Source organism: Mycobacterium sp. IDUB_28 (genome assembly GCF_055419285.1).
This window is the reverse complement of sequence record NZ_JBVAXK010000005.1, coordinates 382,555-403,451: the sequence shown is the minus strand read 5'-3', so window position 1 is coordinate 403,451 and position 20,897 is coordinate 382,555. Positions and strand designations below refer to the sequence as shown.

General features: G+C 68.0%; 17 protein-coding genes. 7 read left to right on the top strand and 10 right to left on the bottom strand.

Annotated features, from left to right (window positions below):
- Positions 1 to 434: 434 nt before the first annotated feature.
- A complete protein-coding gene (mshB, locus tag ACZYZ9_RS13510; protein WP_463826745.1) occupies positions 435 to 1,340 on the top strand; it encodes an N-acetyl-1-D-myo-inositol-2-amino-2-deoxy-alpha-D-glucopyranoside deacetylase in 906 nt (301 codons plus the stop codon).
- A 102-nt stretch (positions 1,341 to 1,442) separates the two neighbouring features.
- The gene (locus ACZYZ9_RS13505; RefSeq protein WP_463826744.1) at positions 1,443 to 1,898 is read left to right on the top strand and encodes a hypothetical protein; all 456 of its coding nucleotides are present in this window, start codon (positions 1,443 to 1,445) and stop codon (positions 1,896 to 1,898) included.
- A gap of 9 nt (positions 1,899 to 1,907) precedes the next feature.
- On the opposite strand, the gene ACZYZ9_RS13500 is transcribed toward ACZYZ9_RS13505, so the two are convergent.
- Entirely contained in the window at positions 1,908 to 2,768 is an 861-nt protein-coding gene (locus tag ACZYZ9_RS13500; protein WP_463826743.1) for a PE family protein, read from the bottom strand.
- Positions 2,769 to 3,008: 240 nt separating this feature from the next.
- Between ACZYZ9_RS13500 and ACZYZ9_RS13495 the strand changes: the two genes are divergently transcribed.
- Positions 3,009 to 5,585 (top strand): bifunctional FO biosynthesis protein CofGH, encoded by a 2,577-nt coding sequence (locus ACZYZ9_RS13495; RefSeq protein ID WP_463826824.1) that lies wholly within the window; start codon positions 3,009 to 3,011, stop codon positions 5,583 to 5,585.
- Positions 5,586 to 5,657: 72 nt separating this feature from the next.
- On the opposite strand, the gene ACZYZ9_RS13490 is transcribed toward ACZYZ9_RS13495, so the two are convergent.
- Positions 5,658 to 5,987: a hemophore-related protein gene (locus ACZYZ9_RS13490; protein ID WP_463826742.1), complete on the bottom strand. Its 330-nt coding sequence runs from the start codon at positions 5,985 to 5,987 to the stop codon at positions 5,658 to 5,660.
- Between the two features lie 237 nt (positions 5,988 to 6,224).
- Positions 6,225 to 8,246, bottom strand: a complete 2,022-nt coding sequence (locus ACZYZ9_RS13485) for a 2,4-dienoyl-CoA reductase FMN-binding domain-containing protein (protein WP_463826741.1) — start codon at positions 8,244 to 8,246, stop codon at positions 6,225 to 6,227.
- A 307-nt stretch (positions 8,247 to 8,553) separates the two neighbouring features.
- Between ACZYZ9_RS13485 and fdxA the strand changes: the two genes are divergently transcribed.
- The 4 genes from fdxA (at position 8,554) to ACZYZ9_RS13465 (ending at position 13,734) form a co-directional block, all read left to right on the top strand.
- A complete protein-coding gene (gene fdxA / locus ACZYZ9_RS13480) occupies positions 8,554 to 8,877 on the top strand; it encodes a ferredoxin (protein ID WP_463826740.1) in 324 nt (107 codons plus the stop codon).
- A 26-nt stretch (positions 8,878 to 8,903) separates the two neighbouring features.
- Positions 8,904 to 9,989 carry a succinyldiaminopimelate transaminase gene (dapC, locus tag ACZYZ9_RS13475; RefSeq protein ID WP_463826823.1) on the top strand — a complete coding sequence of 362 codons (1,086 nt, stop codon included), beginning with the start codon at positions 8,904 to 8,906 and terminating at the stop codon, positions 9,987 to 9,989.
- A gap of 67 nt (positions 9,990 to 10,056) precedes the next feature.
- A complete protein-coding gene (locus tag ACZYZ9_RS13470) occupies positions 10,057 to 12,435 on the top strand; it encodes an APC family permease (protein WP_463826739.1) in 2,379 nt (792 codons plus the stop codon).
- A gap of 39 nt (positions 12,436 to 12,474) precedes the next feature.
- Positions 12,475 to 13,734, top strand: coding sequence for an alpha/beta hydrolase fold domain-containing protein (locus ACZYZ9_RS13465; RefSeq protein WP_463826738.1), 1,260 nt, complete (start codon positions 12,475 to 12,477; stop codon positions 13,732 to 13,734).
- Here ACZYZ9_RS13465 and cysC read toward each other — a convergent pair.
- The 7 genes from cysC to ACZYZ9_RS13430 form a co-directional block, all read right to left on the bottom strand.
- Positions 13,731 to 15,653, bottom strand: coding sequence for an adenylyl-sulfate kinase (gene cysC / locus ACZYZ9_RS13460; protein WP_463826737.1), 1,923 nt, complete (start codon positions 15,651 to 15,653; stop codon positions 13,731 to 13,733). The genes ACZYZ9_RS13465 and cysC overlap by 4 nt on opposite strands.
- The gene (gene cysD, locus ACZYZ9_RS13455; RefSeq protein ID WP_463826736.1) at positions 15,653 to 16,570 is read right to left on the bottom strand and encodes a sulfate adenylyltransferase subunit CysD; all 918 of its coding nucleotides are present in this window, start codon (positions 16,568 to 16,570) and stop codon (positions 15,653 to 15,655) included. Before cysD ends, cysC begins: the two co-directional genes overlap by 1 nt.
- Before the next feature lie 46 nt (positions 16,571 to 16,616).
- A complete protein-coding gene (gene stf0, locus ACZYZ9_RS13450; RefSeq protein WP_463826735.1) occupies positions 16,617 to 17,420 on the bottom strand; it encodes a trehalose 2-sulfotransferase in 804 nt (267 codons plus the stop codon).
- A gap of 120 nt (positions 17,421 to 17,540) precedes the next feature.
- On the bottom strand, positions 17,541 to 18,155 hold the full coding sequence (locus tag ACZYZ9_RS13445) for a TetR/AcrR family transcriptional regulator (protein ID WP_463826734.1): 615 nt from the start codon (positions 18,153 to 18,155) through the stop codon (positions 17,541 to 17,543).
- Positions 18,156 to 18,159: 4 nt separating this feature from the next.
- Positions 18,160 to 19,341 carry a lipid-transfer protein gene (locus ACZYZ9_RS13440; protein ID WP_463826733.1) on the bottom strand — a complete coding sequence of 394 codons (1,182 nt, stop codon included), beginning with the start codon at positions 19,339 to 19,341 and terminating at the stop codon, positions 18,160 to 18,162.
- Complete coding sequence (locus tag ACZYZ9_RS13435) at positions 19,338 to 19,793, bottom strand: MaoC family dehydratase (RefSeq protein ID WP_463826732.1); 456 nt, start codon at positions 19,791 to 19,793, stop codon at positions 19,338 to 19,340. The genes ACZYZ9_RS13440 and ACZYZ9_RS13435 overlap by 4 nt, the downstream gene beginning before the upstream one ends.
- Positions 19,794 to 20,897, bottom strand: a complete 1,104-nt coding sequence (locus ACZYZ9_RS13430) for an acyl-CoA dehydrogenase family protein (RefSeq protein WP_463826731.1) — start codon at positions 20,895 to 20,897, stop codon at positions 19,794 to 19,796. It abuts the gene before it with no gap.

Genomic DNA, 20,897 nt, shown 5'->3' with positions numbered 1-20,897 from the left:
CGTCACGCTGGCGTGACGTTCGGCGTCCAGCGTCACGCTGGCGTGACGTTCGGCGGCAGCGGGGCCGCAGCTGGGTGGGCAGCGTCCAGTGTCACGCTGGCGTGACGTTCGGCGTCCAGCGTCACGCTGGCGTGACGTTCGGCGGCAGCGGGGCCGCAGCTGGGTGGGCGCCAGCGTCCAGCGTCACGCTGGCGTGACGTTCGGCGGCAGAGGGGCCGCAGCTGCGTGACGTTCGGCGGCAGAGGGACCGCAGCTGGGTGGGCGCCAGCGTCCAGTGTCACGCTGGCGTGACGTTCGGCATCCAGCGTCACGCTCGCGTGACGTTCGGCGGCAGCGGGGCCGCAGCTGCGTGACGTTCGGCGGCAGCGGGGCCACAGCCGGGTGGGCTCTCGGCGGCAGCGGGGCGATTTCCCCGACGGCGGTAGGGTTCGTCCATGTCCAAGCCGCGGCTGCTGTTCGTGCATGCGCATCCCGACGACGAGAGCCTCAGCAACGGCGCGACCATTGCGCACTACACCGCCCGCGGTGCGCAGGTCCACGTCGTCACGTGCACCCTCGGTGAAGAGGGCGAGGTCATCGGCGACCGCTGGGCGCAACTGGCCGCCGACCGCGCGGACCAGCTCGGCGGCTACCGCATCGGCGAACTACGGCAAGCCCTGGCCGCGTTGGGCGTCGGCGACCCCATCTACCTGGGTGGCGCCGGACGTTGGCGCGATTCGGGCATGGCCGGCACCGAGCCGCGCGGTGGCTACCGCACCGTCCCACGGTTCGTCGACGCCGACGAAGTGGCGGCAGTAGGTGAGCTGGTCGCCTTGATCCGCGAGCTGCGACCACACGTCGTCGTCACCTACGACCCCGACGGCGGGTACGGACACCCCGACCACATTCGTACCCACGCGGTGTGTACCGCCGCCGTGGCCCAGGCCGGCAAGCCGGACGGGTCCGGTGACCCGTGGAGCGTGCCGAAGTTCTACTGGACCGTGCTGGCGCGTGCGGCGGTGGCGGCTGAACTGCGCTCGCTGGTCCCTGACGATCTGCGCCCCGACTGGGTGCTGCCGCCGCTGGACACTCCGTTCGGTTTCCCCGACGAGAGCGTCACCGCCGTCGTCGAGGCCGACGCGGACGCGCAGGCCGCCAAGGCCGCCGCGCTCACCGCTCATGCCACGCAGGTGACGGTGGGCCCCACCGGCCGGGCCTGTGCACTGTCGAACAATCTGGCGCTGCCCATCATGGCAGCCGAACACTACGTCCTTATTGACGGCGCGGCGGGTGGCCGCGACGAGCGCGGTTGGGAGACGGATCTACTGGCCGGGCTGGGCTTCAACGGCCCGGGCACGTAGGCTTTATAAGGCAGCCTTGAGAGTCTTACCGGAGGAAACTCACATGGACCCCGACCTGGACCCCAACTTGCAGCACTGGCAGGACCGCCTCGACAGCCTGCAGTGGGTGCTGGGATCGATCGTCTCGCAGATCGACAGCGTCCCAACCTGACCGATACCAAGCCACGCGCCACCTCGATCGAAGAGGTGGGCGCGACGGATCCGGCGATCCGGTTTGTCGTGTTGGCGCTGCTGGCCGTCGACGGTGTGTTGTCAGCCCTGGCCGGGGCGCTCCTGCTGCCCTTATACATCGGCTCTGTCCCATTCCCACTGAGCGCTGTGCTGAGCGGACTGCTCAACGGTGCGCTGGTGTGGGCTGCGGCGCGGTGGACCACGTCGCCGCGGCTGGCCGCTTTGCCGCTGTGGACCTGGCTGTTGACGGTTGCGGTGCTGAGTCTGGGCGGACCGGGTGGCGACATCGTCCTGGGCGGACAGGGCGTGATGGCCTATGCGGCGCTGCTGTTGATCGTGTTCGGGGTGGCACCCCCGGTGTGGGTGTTGTGGCGGCGCCGCCACTGAAAGCGTGGATCAGGGGAAGGGCGGCAGCGGCGGCAGCGGCGGGAAGAAGCTCCAGAACCAGTTGATCTCGGTGTTGATGAACTGGCTGATCGACGACGTGGTGGCCGACCAGAAATTGCTCAGACCCTGACTGAAGCTGACCGTGCCGCTGAGCCAGTCGAGGATGTTGAACAACCCGCTCTGCACTATCGGCTCGAACAGGTAATAGAAGAAGTTGATCTGCGGCCCCAGGATGCCGATCCACGGCAACCAGCCCACCGCGTAGGAGGCCAGGTCGAAACCGTAGGCCACCCACGGCTCGACCTCCAGGTACAGGTTCTCGATCGCGGTGGCCCACGAGACCGGGAGGACGGCAGCGGGCGCTGCCGCGGCAGGTCCCAGCAGCCCGGTGGTCAGGGCGCCGAGACCGCCGGTCGGCGCCAACCCCAGCGCGCCGAACAGGTTGGCGGCGCCGGCGCCCGGGATGGCGGACAGCACGCTCTGCACCCGGGTCGCGGCCTGGCCGGCCAGGCTTTCCACCGCGGCGAGCGGTTGTCCCAACAATTGCTGGGCCGGCGCGTTCACCGCGTTCAGCAGGGTCCGCGCCGCGCTGGACTCGGCGTTGGAGTAGGCGTTCGCTCCTGCTCCCAACACCTGCACAAACTTTTCGTGAAACGCCGTCACCTCAGCGCTGAGCTGCTGGTATCCCTGCGCGTGCGAGGAGAACAGGGCGGCGACCTGGGCCGAGACCTGATCGGCGGCGGCGGCCACCACGCCGGTGGTGGGCAGCGCCGCGGCGGCGTTGGCCGAGCTGATCTCGGTGCCGATGCCGGCGATATTGGACGCGGCCGCCTTGAGCGCCTCCGGCGCCGCGCGCATGTACGACGACATCCCATTCACCTTTACTCGAGATCGGTGCGGCTACCTTGCGGGGCTGCTTCCGCGCGGTGCCCACCTGTGATCGTATCGCTGTCGGTGACAACTATTGTCCCATCTGGCCGAACAACCCGGCGAATCGAGCGGCCGGCCTGCGGCTACTGTTGCGCGTATGGCGCCAGGGATGCTCAGGTTTCCCGCAGAAAGAGTCGTGCGGATGAAATCGTCGCGCGGGGAAGTTACACCAACGTGCCCCTGAATCCGGACCTTCCGGAGCCCACGGCTCTGCCCAATCCTGTAGTCCCGCCCAGAGCCAGCAGCTCGGCGTTGCGTCGGGTGCTGCGGCGCGCCCGGGACGGCGTCGCCCTGAACGTCGACGAGGCGGCGGTCGCGATGACCGCTCGTGGCGACGACCTCGCCGACCTGTGCGCGAGCGCGGCCCGGGTTCGCGACGCCGGCCTGGAGTCGGCGGGCCGGCGCGGGCCGTCCGGCCGGTTGCCCATCAGCTATTCGCGCAAGGTTTTCATTCCGGTCACCCACCTGTGCCGGGACAACTGCCACTACTGCACGTTCGTCACCGTGCCGGGGCGGCTGCGCGCCCAGGGTGCGGGCTTGTACATGGAGCCCGACGAGATTCTGGACGTGGCGCGGCGCGGCGCGGCGCTCGGCTGCAAGGAAGCGCTGTTCACCCTCGGTGACCGCCCGGAGGACCGCTGGCCCGAGGCGCGGCAGTGGCTGACCGAACGCGGCTACGACGCCACCCTGTCGTACGTGCGCGCGATGGCGATCCGGGTGCTGGAGGAGACCGGGCTGTTGCCGCATCTGAATCCGGGCGTCATGACCTGGTCGGAGATGTCGCGGCTCAAGCCGGTGGCGCCGTCGATGGGCATGATGCTGGAGACGACATCGCGCCGGTTGTTCGAAACCAGAGGACTTGCGCACTACGGCAGTCCGGACAAAGATCCCGCGGTGCGGTTGCGCGCCCTGACCGACGCCGGCCGCCTGTCCATCCCGTTCACCACCGGTCTGCTGGTGGGCATCGGCGAGACGCTGGCCGAACGAGCCGACACGTTGCATGCGATCCGTAAGTCGCACAAGGAGTTCGGGCACGTCCAAGAGGTGATCGTGCAGAACTTCCGGGCCAAGGAGCACACCGCGATGGCCGCGGTTCCCGACGCCGGCATCGACGACTACCTGGCCACGGTGGCGGTGGCCCGGCTGGTGCTGGGGCCCGGCATGCGTATCCAGGCGCCGCCGAACCTGGTGTCGCGCGAGGAATGCCTGGCCCTGGTGGCCGCCGGCGTCGACGACTGGGGTGGCGTCTCGCCGCTGACGCCTGACCATGTGAACCCCGAACGGCCCTGGCCCGCATTGGATGACCTGGCCGCTGTCACCGAACAGGCCGGCTATGACCTGGTGCAGCGACTGACCGCACAACCCAGATATGTGCTGGCCGGTGCGGCGTGGATCGATCCGCGGGTGCGCGAACACGTTGCGGCGCTTGCCGATCCGACGACGGGCCTGGCCCGCGACGTCACCCCGGTGGGGCTGCCGTGGCAGGAGCCCGACGAGGTGGCCTCGGCCGGCCGGGTGGACCTGGGCGCCGCGATCGACACCGAGGGACGTAACACCGAGACCCGTAGCGATCTCGAAAGTGCTTTCGGTGATTGGGAATCCATCCGGTCCCGGGTGCACGAGCTGGCCGCGCAGGGCGCCAGAGCGCCAGAGCGCCTGGACACCGACGTGCTCGCGGCGTTGCGTTCGGCGGAGCGCGCTCCGGGAGAGTGCACCGACGCCGAGTACCTGGCATTGGCGACAGCTGACGGTCCGGCGCTGGAAGCGGTTGCCGCGCTGGCGGATTCATTGCGCCGGGAGGTGGTGGGAGACGACGTGACGTTTGTGGTCAACCGCAACATCAATTTCACCAATATCTGCTACACGGGCTGCCGGTTCTGTGCCTTCGCTCAGCGCAAGGGTGACGCCGACGCCTACTCGCTGTCGGCGGAGGAAGTGGCCGACCGCGCGTGGGAGGCGCATGCCGCCGGCGCCACCGAGATCTGCATGCAGGGCGGCATCGACCCCGAGTTGCCGGTGACCGGTTACGCCGATCTGGTGCGCGCGGTCAAAGCCCGGGTGCCGTCGATGCATGTGCACGCGTTCTCGCCGATGGAAATCGCCAACGGGGTGACCAAGAGCGGGCTCAGCATCCGCGAGTGGTTGATCAGTCTGCGCGAGGCCGGGTTGGACACGATTCCCGGCACGGCGGCAGAGATCCTGGACGACGAGGTGCGCTGGGTGCTGACCAAGGGCAAGCTGCCGACGTCGTTGTGGATCGAGATCGTGACGACCGCGCACGAGGTGGGTCTGCGGTCGTCGTCGACCATGATGTACGGGCACGTCGACAGCCCCAAGCACTGGATAGGCCACCTCAACGTGCTGCGCGGGATTCAGGACCGCACCGGCGGTTTCACCGAATTCGTGCCGCTACCATTCGTGCACCAGAACTCACCGCTGTACTTGGCGGGGGCGGCGCGGCCCGGGCCCACGCACCGCGACAACCGCGCGGTGCACGCCTTGGCGCGGATCATGCTGCACGGTCGCATCTCGCACATTCAGACCAGTTGGGTGAAGCTCGGGGTCGAACGCACCCAGGCCATGCTCAACGGCGGCGCCAACGATCTGGGCGGCACGCTGATGGAGGAGACGATCTCCCGGATGGCCGGCTCTGAGCACGGCTCGGCCAAAACGGTCGCTGAGTTGGTGGCGATAGCCGAGGGCATTGGTCGTCCCGCACGTCAGCGCACGACGACCTATGCGTCACTGGCAGCCTAAAAGACCGCGAGCGTAACGCCGGCGGAATCCTCGAGGGACCCCGCAGCGTTACGCTCGCGGATCAGAGGTTACTCAGTAGTTGTTGCAGGAGACTGCGACGGACTCGACGAGTCCCACGTACTGCGCGGCGCCCGGCATGGCCTGAATCTGCTGAGCCATCGAACGACGCTTGGCCGGCGGCGAGGCCAGGAACGAGTTCAGCCAGCCCATGGCCATCGGCGACGCGGTGAGCTGCGCGGCGGCACCCGGGTCCTGCGCGTTCAGCGCGGCCATGACCTGCCCGTAGTTACAGGTCGAGTTGACGGCCGCATCCAGCGGATCTGCCGACGCGACCCCTGCGCCAAGACCCAGCGACACTGCCAAGCCCCCGGCAACCACAGCTGCTTTAGTAAACGACAACATTTTTCGGACACCTTCCCCAACTATTGCACCGCCGACACGACGGCGACGACATCTGCCCAGCGGTTGCCGTCTTCGGTCAAGGCTACCAGGCTCGCTGGGCTTGCTCTTATCGAAGTTTCTATCGCAATAGTCCCGCCGAACGTAACTATCCGCAGGTCAGAGCCGTACTGGCGGAAGTTTCGCCGAGGGCGAAACTGCCGGATGACGGATGCTCGATGAGCCGGCTTCAAAGGTTTTTCACAGCCTGGCCGCGAGCTCGGTGCCCTGTCTGATCGCTCGCTTGGCATCCAACTCCGCCGCCACCGCCGCACCACCGATGATGTGCGGATCCACGCCGCGGCTGCGCAGGTCGTCAGCCAGGTTGCGCACCGATTCCTGCCCGGCACACAGCACCACGTGGTCCACCGCGAGCACCTGCGGGCGCTGCCGGTCCGTACCGAAGCTGATGTGCAGGCCGTCGTCGCTGATCCGCTCGTAGTTCACTCCGGAGAGTTGCTGCACGCCCTTGGCCTGCAGCGACGCGCGGTGCACCCAGCCGGTGGTCTTGCCCAGCCGCTTACCCTGCCGGCCCTTCGTGCGCTGCAGCAGGTACACCTGGCGGACCGCCGGCGCGGGCAGGGGAGTGGTCAGGGCGCCCCGGGCTTCCTGCGGATCGGCCACCCCCCATTCGGCCCGCCACTCTTTGAGGTTCAGCGTCGGCGACCGGTCGGTGGTGAGCAGTTCGCTGACGTCGAAGCCGATGCCGCCGGCGCCGATGACGGCCACCGTCTTTCCCACTGCTTTGACGCCGGTGATCGCCTCGGCGTAGGTCAGCACCTTGGGATGGTCGATGCCGGGGATGGCGGGCACGCGGGGAGTCACGCCGGTGGCCAGGACGACAGACTCGTGGTCGACGAGATCTGCGGCGCCCACCCGGGTGCTCAGCTGGACCTCGACGCCGAGCTTGGCCAGCATCGTCGAGAAGTACCGGATGGTGTGGCTGAACTCCTCCTTGCCCGGGATGCGCCGCGCCAGGTCGAACTGGCCGCCGATGAACTCGTTGGCGTCGAACAGCGTCACCCGGTGTCCGCGCTGGGCAGCGGCGACCGCGGCGGCCAGTCCGGCGGGTCCGGCGCCGACGACGGCCACGGTGCGGGTGTGGCGGGCCGGCTCCAGCACCAGTGTGGTCTCGTGTCCGGCGCGTGGATTGAGCAGGCAGGACACCGTCTGGTGGGCGAACGCGTGGTCCAGACAGGCCTGGTTGCAGGCGATGCAGGTGTTGATCTCTGCGGGCCGGTCGGCCGCTGCCTTGCGCACCCACTCCGGATCCGCCAGCAGCGGCCGCGCCATTGAAATCAGCTGAACCTGGGTGTCGGCCAGGATCTGCTCGGCGGATTGCGGCATGTTGATCCGATTGGACGCAACCACCGGAATACCCACGTGTTCGGCCAGGGCGCTGCTGATGTCCACGAATGCGCTGTTGGGCACCGAGGTGACGATCGTCGGCACCCGCGCCTCGTGCCACCCGAACCCGGAGTTGATGATGGTGGCGCCGGCGGCTTCGACGCCGGTTGCCAGCGCGACGATTTCGTCCCAGCTCTGGCCGTCTTCGACATAGTCGGCCATCGACATCCGGTAGCAGATGACGAAGTCGTCGCCGACGGCGGCGCGGGTGCGCCGCACGATCTCGACCGGGAACCGGCGCCGGTTGGCCGGCGAGCCGCCCCAGGAATCGGTGCGTTCATTGGTGCGCGGGGCCAGGAACTGGTTGACCAGATAGCCTTCGCTGCCCATGATTTCGACACCGTCATAGCCGGCTTCGCGGGCCAGCTCCGCACACCGCACGAAATCCGCGATGGTCGACTCCACGCCGCGGCCGGTGAGCGCGCGTGGGCGAAACGGGTTGATGGGGGCCTTGATTGACGACGCGCTCGCCGAAAGCGGGTGGTAGGCATAGCGTCCGGCGTGCAAGATCTGCAGCAGGATCTTGCCGCCCTCGTCGTGCACTGCGCCGGTGACCCGGCGATGCCGTCGGGCCTGGCGCGAGCTGGTCAGGTCGGCGGCGAACGGCAGCAGCCACCCGGTGCGGTTGGGGGCGTAACCGCCGGTGATGATCAATCCGACGCCGCCGCGGGCGCGTTCGGCGAAATACGCGGCCAACCGGTCGATGTGGTGGGCTCGGTCTTCCAACCCGGTGTGCATCGACCCCATCACCACCCGGTTGCGCAGGGTGGTGCAACCGAGGTCCAGCGGGGACAGCAAGTGCGGATACGGGGTCATCGGCGGGCGCCCGCTGAACCCGGGAGGATCAGTTTCGCGACCTGGACGCAGCGCCGGGGTGCGACGCCTTCGGGCAGGTGGCGTGGCTGCCGCGGCGCGGTCCTGAACCACCGCAGCACTCGCCCAACGGTCACCCGGCCATTGTCACAGACCACCGAGGCACCGACTGGACACAGTTACGGGCGTGCCCTTTCGCCGGGTGTATGTGCAACGTCTAGTATCAGTAACCGAACGCTCACCTAGAAGCCCCTTGGGTGAGGCGAAATGCAGCCCATATGTTCATGGAGGACACGTTGAGGAGACGTCCGTGACTTACGTGATTGCCCAGCCCTGCACCGACATCAAAGACAAGGCGTGCATTGAGGAGTGCCCGGTCGACTGCATCTACGAGGGTGCCCGGATGCTCTATATCCACCCCGATGAATGCGTCGACTGCGGTGCCTGCGAACCGGTCTGCCCCGTCGAGGCGATTTACTACGAAGACGACGTGCCCGAACAGTGGGGGCAGTACACGCAGATCAACGCCGACTTCTTCGAGGAGCTCGGATCGCCGGGCGGTGCGGCCAAGGTCGGCCTGACCGAGAACGACCCGCAAGCGGTCAAGGATCTGCCCCCGCAGGGCGAGGACTGAACGCGCCGGTGCACCGCCGGCAGACCGTGTCGGCGTCCTTGCCGGAGTTCCCGTGGGACACCCTGGCCGGCCCGAAGGCCGTCGCGGCCGCCCACCCGGATGGCCTCGTCGACCTGTCGGTCGGCACGCCGGTGGATCCGGTCGCGCCGCTGATCCAGGAGGCGCTGGCCGCCGCGAGCTCGGCGTCGGGTTACCCCGCCACCGCCGGTACGCCGCAACTGCGGCAGGCCGCGGTGTCGGCATTGGCGCGTCGCTACGGTGTCACCGGCCTCGCCGAATCGGCGGTACTGCCGGTGATCGGCACCAAAGAACTCATCGCCTGGCTGCCGACGTTGCTCGGCTTAGGCGCCTCGCACACGGTCGTGGTGCCCGAGCTCGCCTATCCGACCTACGACGTGGGTGCGCGGCTGGCCGGGACGCAGATCGTGCGCGCGGATTCGCTGACCCAGCTGGGCCCGCAGACCCCGGCGCTGGTGTACCTGAACTCGCCGAGTAACCCGACGGGCTGGGTGCTGGGCGTCGAGCACCTGCGCAAGGTGGTCGGTTGGGCCCGCGAGCGCGGCGTGCTGGTGGCTTCCGACGAGTGTTATCTGGGCCTGGCCTGGGCGGCCGAGCCGCTGTCGGTGCTGCATCCGTCGGTGTCCGACGGCGACCATACCGGGTTGCTCGCGGTGCATTCGCTGTCGAAGACTTCGTCGCTGGCGGGTTACCGGGCCGGCTTCGTCGCCGGGGACGCCGCGGTGGTGGCCGAGCTGCTGGCGGTGCGCAAACACGCCGGGATGATCGTGCCGACCCCGGTGCAGGCCGCCATGGTGGCCGCCCTGGACGACGACGACCACGAGAAGCTGCAGCGGGAGCGGTATGCGCAGCGGCGGGCGGCGCTGCTGCCGGCGCTGCGTTCTGCCGGTTTCACCATCGACCACTCCGAAGCCGGGTTGTACCTGTGGGCCGGCCGGGGAGAGGGATGCCACGAAACCGTCGCCTGGCTCGCTGAGCGCGGCATCCTGGTGGCCCCCGGTGACTTCTACGGTCCCGCCGGTGCCGGGCACGTGCGCATCGCGCTGACCGCCACCGACGAGCGCATCGACGCCGCGGTCGCCCGCCTGCGCTAGTTTCCCCTGCTCGTCCGGGGCGCGTCGCCTCTTCGGTCCTGGTCCCCGGGACGGCAGAATGCAACCTGTGACAGATGCGGCAGACGATTCGGTCGGCAAGCTGCGGATCCCGCTGACGTTGAGCGACATCGTCAAACGGGTGTTCCTCGGCAAGCCGCTGATCACCGAGGAGCTGAACAACGAGCGGTTGTCCAATCCCGTCGCCCTCGGCGCGCTGTCCCCGGATGCGATCTCGTCGACAGCCTACGGCCCCGAGCAGATCCTGATCGAACTGCTGCCGCAGGCCGGGCTGGCAGCGTTCGCGTTGCTGCTGCCGATCACCGGGGTCATCCTGTTGATCCTGGTGCTGGTGGCCGCGTCATACCGGCAGGTGGTGATGGCCTACACCCGGGCCGGTGGCTCCTACATCGTCGCGCGGGACAACTTCGGGCCGAAGGTCGCCCAGGTGTCCGCCGCGGCGCTGCTGATCGACTATGTGGTGACGGTGGCGGTGCAGTCCGCGGCCGGCACGGTGGCCGTGGTGTCGGCATTGCCGAAGCTGGGCCCGTTCAGCCTGGAGATCACCATCGGCGTGGTCCTGCTGATCTGCTATCTGAATCTGCGCGGCATGCGGGAGGCGGGCAAACCGTTCGCGGCGGCGACCTATCTGTTCATCCTCATGATCGCCGCCACCATCGTGACCGGCGTTGTGCGGCATCTCGTCTGGGGTCTGCCGACCTACGACGCGCAGCATCTGAGCGGAGCGGTGCCGGTGCAGCACGGCGACGGTCTGGTGATGGGCGCGACGATCCTGGTATTGCTGCGCGCGTTCGCCAACGGCGGTTCGTCGCTGACCGGTGTCGAAGCCATCTCCAACACCGTCGAGGTGTTCCAGAAACCGCAGGGGCGCAATGCCCGTCGGGTGCTCACCGCCATGGCCTGCATCCTGGGTTTCCTGCTGGCTGGTGTTGCCTACCTCGCCTATGCCACCCACGCCACGCCGTACCTCTCCGAATACCCTTCGGTGCTCTCCCAGATCGGACGCGCGGTATTCGGCCACGGCGCCGTGGGCGACGTGTGCTTCTTCCTGGTCCAGGCGTCGACGGCGGCCATTCTGTTCACCGGCGCCAACACCAGTTTCAACGGCTTCCCGGCACTGGCCAGTTTCGTTGCCGAGGACCGGTTCCTGCCCCGGCAGCTGATGAAGCGCGGGCACCGGTTGGTGTATTCCAACGGCATCATCGCGCTGACCGGGCTTTCGGTGGTGCTGCTGGTGACGACCGGCGGATCGGTCAACGCGCTGGTCCCGTTCTACGCGATCGGCGTGTTCACCGGATTCTCGATGGCCGGTTACGGGATGACCAAACACCATCTGCGAGAACGGGAACCGGGTTGGCGGCGTCGGTTGGCGATCAACCTCTCGGCGGGGATCCTGTCGACGGTCGTGGTCGGCATCTTCGCGGTCGCCAAGTTCACCGAGGGTGCGTGGCTGGTGGTGATCGTCTTCCCGCTGCTGGTGTTCATGCTCATCCGGCTCAACCGTGAATACCGGGCCGAGGCCGCCATTCTCGAGATGTTCCGCACCGACCGGCCCGAGCTGGTCAAGTATGCGCGGCACCGGGTGTTCATCTTCGTGAACTCCGTCGACCTGGCCGTGCTCGAAGCGCTGCGGTACGGAAAAGGGCTGCGGGCCGACGAGCTGATCGCGGTGCACTTCATGGTCGACGCGATCCATGCCGCTCAGCTCCGAAAGCGTTGGGAAGACTTCGAACTCGACACCCGGCTGCGGTTGGTGGACTGTCCGGACCGGCGCGTCAACCGCGCCGCCCAGCTGCTGGTCGCGAAGTCGAGCAAAGAAAGTCCCGACACCAACGTGACGGTGCTGCTGCCGCGTCGGACCTATGCGCCGCTGCTGGGGCGGTTGCTGCACGACCGCACCGCGGACAAGATCGCCCGAGCCGTCAGCCTCATCCCCGACGCGGCGGCCACCATCGTGCCCTACGACGTGCAGTCCCGGATCAAGGATGCCTACCCCGAGCGCTTCGAACAGCGCATCGCCCGCGAGATCGACAAGCTCGAGGCGTGGATCTCCCAGGGTGAGGACCGGCGCGTCGAGAATTACGAACATCCGGCCTCGTCGTCCTCGGTGATCACGGTGGCCGGGCTGATCCCCGGCCAGCGGGCCACTGTCGAGGGGCGGGTCACCGAGGTCGAGGACATCGCCAAGCGCCGCGGGACGTTCCGGTGGATCGTGCTCGGCGACGACAGCGGAGAGGTACGCATCAGGTTCCGTCCGGGACGCGGCGGCGACGACATTGCGCCCGGCCAACTGCTGCGCGTCACCGGCAAGGCCCGGCAGAGCGGGAATCGGCCGATGTGGATGGTCGACCCCAGCTATAGCGTGGTCGAGGAGCCCGTGGAGACCCACGACGCAGGAGGGGCGGGTGCAGCCGGCGAGACCGGCTGACTCTAAGTTCGACAGGACTTGATGATTGGGGAGGAAGCCGTGCAGCGGATCGCAGCGGTACTGGTGTCTCTGGCCGGGGTGGTGTTCACCGCCAACGGCTACCGGCCGCTGAGCAAACGCGGGTACGGGGCCGGATATGCGTTCGGCTTCGGGCTGTTCGCCTCCGAACTTCCGCTGCCGTCGCTGGCCGCACACTTCGCGGCGCTGGCCGCGCTGTCCCGGGGGTTGCCGGCCCGCGTGCTCGGGTTCAGCTGGCTGCTGTCGGCGGCGTCCTGGCTGGGCCTGCTGGGTCTGGCCCGCGCCGGACGGCAGGCCGACGAACCCCTGACCGCAGCACTGGATGAAGGCCTGGGTCCCGGCCGCCGCACCGAGTCCGGCGACCTGTGGAAGCGGCCGGCGCCCGACGGTGCGACGGCGAAGAAACCCGGCCCGGCCCGCATGCTGCGGATCTGGCGCGATTACGCGCACGACTCCGACATCAGCTACGGGGAGTACGGTTCGCGCAACCACCTCGACATCTGGCGACGGCCCGATCTGGACCGTGGCGGCAAAGCCCCTGTGCTGCTGCAGGTGCATGGCGGCGCCTGGATGGTGGGAAACAAACGCGGACAAGCGCATCCGCTGATGAGTCACCTGGCCGAGCTGGGCTGGGTCTGCGTATCGGTCAACTACCGGCTCAGCCCGCGGTCCACCTGGCCCGACCAGATCGCGGACGTCAAGCGCGCCATCGCCTGGACCAAGGAACACATCGCCGAGTACGGCGGCGACCCGGACTGGATCGCGATCACCGGCGGTTCGGCCGGCGGGCACCTGTCCTCCCTTGCCGCACTCACCCCGAACTACCCGTTGTTTCAGCCGGGCTTCGAAGAATTGGACACCCGGGTGCAGGCGGCGGTGCCGTTCTACGGGTTCTACGACTTCACCCGCGACGACGCGGTACATCCGATGATGCACGCGATGATGGCCAAGCGGGTGTTCAAGCTCGGCCGCAAGGAGATCGTCGAACCGTTCCGCCTGGCGTCGTCCATCACGCACGTTTCCGAGGACGCGCCGCCCTTTTTCGTGTTGCACGGCGTCAACGACTCGCTGATCCCGGTGGAGCAGGCCCGCAGCTTCGTCGCGCGGCTGCGCGAGGTCAGCCGCCAGCCGGTCGTATACGCCGAATTGCCTTGTGCTCAGCATGCTTTCGACATCTTCGGCTCCGCCCGGGCCGCGCACGCCGCGGTGGCGGTGGAGCAGTTTCTGGCCGAGGTCTACACGGCCGCGCATGCCAAGGACAGCGCCACCGCCGCTACCTAGCCGCTGCGTGGGCTGCGCTCGTCGAGCAGCCTGATCACCTGGGCGGCGAGCTCGTCGATGTCGGCGCCGGTGGTGTCGAGCACCAGGTCAGCGTTCTCCGGGGGCTCGTAGGGCGCATCCACCCCGGTCAGGCCTTTCAGTTCGCCGCTGCGCGCCCGCGCATACAGCCCCTTGGGGTCGCGCTTCTCGCACTCTTCGAGCGAGGTGGAGATGTGCACCTCGATGAACGGCAGTTTGGCGGCGTCGTTGAGGGCGCGGGCGGTTTCGCGGTCGGATTTGAGCGGCGACACCAGCGAGGCGAGGGCCACCACGCCGGCGTCGGCCAGCAACCGTGTCAAATGCCCTACCCGCCTGATGTTTTCGGTGCGGTCGCCGGGGGAGAAGCCCAGATCGTCGGACAGTCCGTGGCGCAGGTTGTCGCCGTCGAGCAGGTAGGCGACGCGCCCGGATTCGACGAGCGCACGTTCCACGGCCACCGCGACGGTGGACTTCCCTGATGCCGGCAGACCGGTGAACCAGATGGTGGCACCCGGCTGCCCGGTCGCCTTCCAACGGTGCTTGCGGTCCAACGCCGAAGGGTGCCAACGGATGTCGGTGCGCTGGCTGGCGCCCGGCTTGACCTCCCGGGCCTCGATGATGGTGCCGGCGCCGACGGTGTCGTTGGTGGTTTCGTCGATGAGGATGAACGCGCCGCTGTCGCGGTTGTCGGTGTAGGGATCTGCGATGATGATCGAGCTGGTCCGCAGCGTCACGGTGCCGATGTCGTTGAGTGTCAACTCAACCGGCTGGTCGATCTCGTCGAGCGTCTCGGGGTCCAGGCGCGAGTGCAGTTCCTGCACGGTGGTCCGCACCGTCCGGGTGGTCTGCTTGAGCGCCAACCGGTCGCCGGCCCGCAGCGGGTTGTCGATGAACCAGCACACGGTGGCGTCGAGTTCCCGGGCCAGCACCGGCAGGACCGCGTCCTCGGCCCCGCTGACCAGGACGTCGCCCCGGCCGACGTCGATATCGTCTTCCAGTTCGATCGACACCGAAAGCGGTGCCACCGCGGTCTTGCGGTCGTCGTCGAGGGTGTCCAGGGCCGTCACCGTCGACGTGGTGCCCGCGGGCAGCGAGATCACCGGGTCGCCGACGCTGAGCGTGCCCGCCGCCAGCCGCCCGGTGTAGCGGCGGCGCTGGTGGTCGGTCGGGCGCGAAACCCACTGCACCGGCAGGCGCAGCCGGGAGGCTTCGGCCTGCGGCGCGGCCAGCTCGACGCCCTCCAGGTAGTCCAGCAGCGTGGGGCCGTCATACCAGGGTGTCCGGTCGGAACGGTGCACGACGTTGTCGCCGTGTTTGGCCGCGAGCGGGATCACCTTGAGGTCCACCTCGCCCAACCGTCCCGCGACCTGACTCAGTTGCTCCTCCACCTCGGCGAACTTAGCCTGGTCGAAGTCGATCAGGTCGATCTTGTTCACCGCCGCGACAAAGTGCTTGATACCCAACAACTTTGCGATCCGCGCGTGCCTGCGGGTCTGGCGGAGCACGCCTTCGCGCGCATCCACCAACAGGACCGCGACGTGCGCGTTGGAGGCCCCGGTGAACATGTTGCGGGTGTAGCGCTCGTGGCCGGGGGTGTCGGCCAGGATGTAGCTGCGGGTCTCGGTGGAGAAGAAGCGGTAGGCGACGTCGATGGTGATGCCCTGCTCGCGTTCGGCGCGCAGACCGTCGGACAGTGCCGCGAGGTCGGCGACGCCCTCGTCGTCGGTGACGGCTTCGAGGTGGTCCAGCGGCAGGCTGTCGGTGTCGTGCAGCAGCCGGCCGATCAGGGTGCTCTTGCCGTCGTCCACCGAGCCCGCGGTGGTGATCCGCAGCAGCTGACGCGTCACACCCTTGGGATGCACGATCTTGTCGACCTTCTCGGCCTTCTCGGAAACAGTCATCAGAAGTACCCTTCTCGCTTGCGGTCCTCCATCGCGGCGGCCGACGTGCGGTCATCGGCCCGCGTCTCGCCGCGCTCGGACACCGTGGCCGCCGAGATCTCGGTGATCACACCGGTGATGTCGGTGGCTTCGGAGCGCACCGCTCCGGTGATGGTCAGGTCGCCGACGGTGCGGTACCGCACCCATTCCTTCTTCGCTTCTTCGCCGTCGGCCGGGCTGGTGTACTCCGACACCGCCAGCAGGATGCCGTCCCGCGCGAACACCTCGCGCTCGTGCGCGTAGTAGATCGACGGTATTTCAAGGTCTTCCAGCTCGATGTAGCGCCACACGTCGAGTTCTGTCCAGTTGCTCAGCGGGAACACCCGGACCTGTTCGCCCTTCTTGATCCGGCCGTTGTAGAGCGACCACGGCTCCGGACGCTGCGCGCGCGGATCCCACTGGCCGAACTCGTCGCGGAAACTCAGAATCCGTTCTTTGGCCCGGGCGCGTTCCTCGTCGCGGCGGGCGCCGCCGAACGCCGCGTCGAAGCCGCCTGCTTCGAGTGCGTCGAGCAGGGTGCGGGTCTGGGCCCGGTTGCGGGAAGCCGACGGGCCGGGATCGGGTACCCGGCCGTTGTCGATGGACTCCTGCACCGACGCGACGATCAGCTTGTGGCCCTCGCCGGTGACCCGGCGGTCCCGGAACTCGATGACCTCGGGAAAGTTGTGCCCGGTGTCGACGTGCATCACCGGGAACGGCAACGGCAGTGGCCGAAATGCCTTCTCCGCCAGCCGAAGCAGCACGATGGAGTCCTTGCCGGCGGAGAACAGCAACACCGGGCGCTCCAGCTCGGCGACCACTTCGCGGATGATGTGGACCGCCTCGGCTTCCAGCAGTCGCAGCTCGTCGACACGCCGCGCTTCTACCGCTGTCGTCATCGGTGCGGCTCCTGTCCGTTTCGCCGTGCATCGTGGTTGGCACGAATCATGTTGGTAGTCCTTCTCTTTCGGCGTCAGCGCGATAACGGTCCACCCAGTCGTCGGAACGCTGATCGGCTTGGCGCTGCAGTACCGGTTCGGGTGCCAGCCGGGGATCGAGGCCCAACTGCTCCAGGATGTCGCCCACTACCTGAGTCAGGTTGCGCCACAACACCGGATAGGAGATCTCGATCGGCTTGACGTTTTCCTCGGCGAACCAGTTCTGCCAGCCTTCCTCCTGCGCCCGCAGCATTGTGACGACGTGCGCGATCGCGCCGGCGTGATAGGTGGCGCGGGCGTCGCGGACCGGGTCGGGCCGTCCGCGCCAGACCCGGGTCTGCACCGCACGCCAGAACGACACGGCCTGCGAGATGACATCGGGGCGGTGGATGTGGATGAGCAGCGGATCCTCGCCGACCACGTCGCGGATAGCCGACAACAGCCCCTCGCCGGAGCGGTCCGGCAACGCGGCGGCCCGGTCCAGCAGTAGTGGCGTCTGGTTCCACATCAGCTTGCCACCCCACACGCCGTTGGGCGTGCGGCCCACCGTGCGGATGTAGTCGCGCCAGATTTCGGCAGGTGCGAGGTCGGGTTTGCCCTCGTCCAACGGATCCAGCAGGCTCAGGATCGACTCGTCGTCGACGTCGGCGAACCACTGCCGGGGCTGCGGGGACTGACTGGTGCTGGGCAGGTACTGAAAGAACTCCTGTGGTTCGCCGGCCACCCCGGTCGCGCGCAGCGATTCGACCAGCAGGGTGCTCCCGCTGCGCTGGGAAGCCAGCACCAGATACGACGAGGGATGATCGACCACGATCGCAGCCTAACCGGACGCAAAACCGCTGCAACTCTTGCCGTTACGTTCAGCGTGAGGATAACTATTGCGCCTCGGCCCTGCCGGCGGGCAAAAGTGACGCCGACGGCCGGGCTCGGCTCACCGACTCCGCAACGGGCCGCGACGCGTGGTGTCGCTGGCGAATCCGCGCACCACGTGCGCGCTGACGAATTCGGCCACCACTGCGGGATCGCCCATATCGCGGATCGGTGAGGCAGTGCTGAACAACGAGAACAGGATTCGGGCGAACCATTCGCCGGCCGATTCGACGTCGAGGTCTTTGCGGACCTCACCGGTGAGTTTCGCGGCCGACAGGTAGGGCGCGAAGAAGTCGATGCATTCCCGCAACAGCACCGCGGCGTCCTTGGTCAGCAGCAGGCTGATCGCATCTTCGTCGAAGTACTCCTCAGAGGCGATGGCCCTGCGGGCCTGGGTGACGAACACCGCAGCATTGGCGAGTTTGTCCTCCAGCGAACTGCCCGGCGCCATCGCCCGGGACATCTCCCGGTAGAACTGCTCGGAGGCATGTTCGGCGCACGCCTCCAGAATCTCGCCCTTGTCGCGGAAATACTCGTAGATGGTGCTGCGGGACACCCCCGCCTCTCGGGCGATGTCGACGATCGTCGCCTTCAACAGCCCGTGCTTGCGGAAGCAGGCATACGCGGATTCCAGGATGAGGTCACGCGTCGCGGTGGAAGTGGAAGCCTGGGTCATCGGGCTAGCCGTCCCGGGCGAGGATCAGCCCACTGGTGGGCACCCCGGTGCCCGAGGTGACCAGTACGTGCTCGACACCCTCGACCTGGTTGTACGACGTGCCGCGGACCTGCCGGACACCTTCGGTGATGCCGTTCATGCCGTGGATGTACGCCTCGCCGAGCAGGCCGCCGTTGGTGTTGATCGGGAACTCACCACCCAGCGACAGCCGCTCCACGGTGGCGAAGTCCTTGGCCTCGCCGCGCCCGCAGAAGCCGAGTTCTTCCAGCTGGGTGAACACGAACGGCGTGAAATGGTCGTAGATGAACGCGGTTTGGATGTCGGCCGGTTTGAGCCCGGAGTCACGCCAGAGCCGGTGGGCGACGACGCCCATCTCCGGGAGTCCGGTGATGTCGTCGCGGTAGTAGCTGGTCATCATCTCGCCGTTGGCTGCCGCGCCCTGGGCGGCCGCCGCGATGATCGCCGGCGGTCGACGCAGGTCGCGCGCCCGCTCGGCGCTGGTGACCACCAGCGCCACGCCACCGTCGCTCTCCTGGCAGCAATCCAGCAGGCGCAGCACGGGTTCGACGATCCAGCGCGAGTTCTGATGGTCTTCCAGCGTGATCGGACGCTCGTAGAACCACGCGTCGGGGTTGCGGGCGGCGTGCGCGCGGTCGACGACGGCGATGCGCCCGAAGTCCTCGTTGGTGACGCCGTAGGTGGACATATAGCGCTGGGCGTGCAACGCCACCCACGCCGCCGGCGTGATCAGACCGAACGGCGCATAGTGCGCCATGAACAGCGGCGTCTCGGCACTGGTGCGCCCGCTGCCGCCGAACCGGAAACCCGAGCGCTCGTTGAAGGCCCGCCAGCACACCACCACGTCGGCGACGCCGGTCGCGACCGCCATCGCGGCGTGCACCACGGTGCCGGCGGCCGCGCCACCGCCGTGGTGTACCCGGCTGAAGAAGCTCAGATCGCCGATGCCGACGTTGCGGGCAATCTCGATCTCGTCACTGGAATCCATGGTGAAGGTGACCATGCCGTCGACATCGGCCGGCGCCAGACCGGCGTCGTCGAGCGCGGCACTGACTGCCTCGCAAGCTAATTGGAGCTCGCTGCGGCCGGACTCCTTGGAGAACTCGGTCTGCCCGATCCCGGCTATTGCACAGTGGCCGGCGAGGGTGCCCCGTTGCGTGCTGCTCATGCCTGCGGCCCGTCCAGCAGACTGAGCACCGCGGTGCCCGAGACGTGATCGCCGAGATTGTTGGAGCCGCGGAAGGTGACCTCGACGAAATTCTCGCCGTCCTGGCCGGGGTTCTTGGCGGACACGCTGCCGGTGAAGCTCAGCGTGGAGCCCGGAAAGCACGGCACGCCAAGGCGAATCGCGAGGTTCTTCACCATCGCCTCGGGGCCGGCCCAGTCGGTGAGGAACCGCACGCAGTACCCGTTGGTGGTCAGGATGTTCATGAACAGGTCGGGGGAGCCCTGCTTCTTGGCGTAGTCGCGGTCGTGGTGCACGGGCATGAAGTCGCGTGAGGCGATCGCCCCGGCCACGATCTTCGTGGTGTCGACAGTGATTTCGAGGGGACTGAGCTCGTCACCGACCTCGATGTCAGCCCACTTCAACGTGCTGGTCCGGCTGGCGGTGGTCGTCATCTAGCGTCCTTCCGAATAGGTCGCGCCGAGGCGGGCAAGTTGCTGGGAGGCCGGGCCCAGGGTCAGCTCGTTGTGCTTGGCCCACAGGAAGTAGCGGTGCAGCGGATAGGTGGTGTCGATCCCGATGCCGCCATGCACGTGTTGGGCTGTGGCGGTGACCCGGGCCCCGGCGTCGGCGGCCCAGAATTTGGCGATGCGGGCCGCCCGGTCGGCGGATTGCCCGGCGCCGATCAGCCACGCCGCATGCCAGGTGGTCCAGCGGATCGCCTCGACATCGATGAAGGCGTCGGCCATCCGCTGTTGCACGGCTTGGAAGCTGCCGATCGGCCGGCCGAATTGTTCCCGCCCGGTGGTGTATTCGGCGGCGATGTGCAGGGCCCGGTCGGCGACGCCGAGCTGGACCGCGCACAGCGCGACCAGAGCGCGCGTGTACAGCGCCGCTACGTCGACGTCGATCCGGTCGTCGTCGGAAACGGTTGCACCGGCCAGGAGTACGTCGGCGTGCGGTTCGCGATCGGTGGTCGGCACCGCCCGGACCTCGACCCCGGGTGCGTCTGTCGCCACCAGGAACACCGCGACGTCCCCGTCGTCGACCGCTGCCGGAATCAGCACCGTGTCGGCCAGTTGCGCAGCCGGCACCAGTTCTTTGGCCCCGTCCAGGCGCCAGGTCGCGCCGTCGCGGCGGGCGGTGGTGGCCGGACGTGTCGGGTCGGACCGGCCGGGTTCGGCCAGGCCCGCCGTCAGGATGCGTTGCCCGGCAATGACATCGGGCAGGAAACGGTGCTGTTGGCCGGGATTGCCGTGCCGGGCGATCGGGTCGGCGCCCAGCACCAGCGTCGGGTAGGCCGGCACCGGGGCCACCGCCCACCCGACTTCGGCCAGCAGCACGCCGAGTTCCACGAAGCCGCCACCGTTGCCGCCGAACGATTCCGGCAGTGCGGTCCCGAGCAGGTCGACGGTGGCGAGCTCCTTCCACAGGGCCTCGTCGTAGCGCGTGTCACCGGCCTCCAGTTCGGTGAGCCGTTCCGGTGTGGCCCGGCGATCAAAGATCTCCCGGGCCAGCTTGGCGATGGTTTCCTGCTCTTCGGTGAAGGTGAAATCCAT

Coding starts and splice junctions, on each gene's coding strand:
- ACZYZ9_RS13500 (WP_463826743.1), bottom strand. CDS start 2,768: ATGTCGTCGTACATGCGCGCGGCGCCGGAGGCGCTCAAGGCGGCCGCG.
- ACZYZ9_RS13445 (WP_463826734.1), bottom strand. CDS start 18,155: ATGACCCAGGCTTCCACTTCCACCGCGACGCGTGACCTCATCCTGGAA.
- ACZYZ9_RS13440 (WP_463826733.1), bottom strand. CDS start 19,341: ATGAGCAGCACGCAACGGGGCACCCTCGCCGGCCACTGTGCAATAGCC.
- cysD (WP_463826736.1), bottom strand. CDS start 16,570: ATGACGACAGCGGTAGAAGCGCGGCGTGTCGACGAGCTGCGACTGCTG.
- cysC (WP_463826737.1), bottom strand. CDS start 15,653: ATGACTGTTTCCGAGAAGGCCGAGAAGGTCGACAAGATCGTGCATCCC.
- ACZYZ9_RS13485 (WP_463826741.1), bottom strand. CDS start 8,246: ATGACCCCGTATCCGCACTTGCTGTCCCCGCTGGACCTCGGTTGCACC.
- ACZYZ9_RS13435 (WP_463826732.1), bottom strand. CDS start 19,793: ATGACGACCACCGCCAGCCGGACCAGCACGTTGAAGTGGGCTGACATC.
- ACZYZ9_RS13490 (WP_463826742.1), bottom strand. CDS start 5,987: ATGTTGTCGTTTACTAAAGCAGCTGTGGTTGCCGGGGGCTTGGCAGTG.
- ACZYZ9_RS13430 (WP_463826731.1), bottom strand. CDS start 20,897: ATGGATTTCACCTTCACCGAAGAGCAGGAAACCATCGCCAAGCTGGCC.
- mshB (WP_463826745.1), top strand. CDS start 435: ATGTCCAAGCCGCGGCTGCTGTTCGTGCATGCGCATCCCGACGACGAG.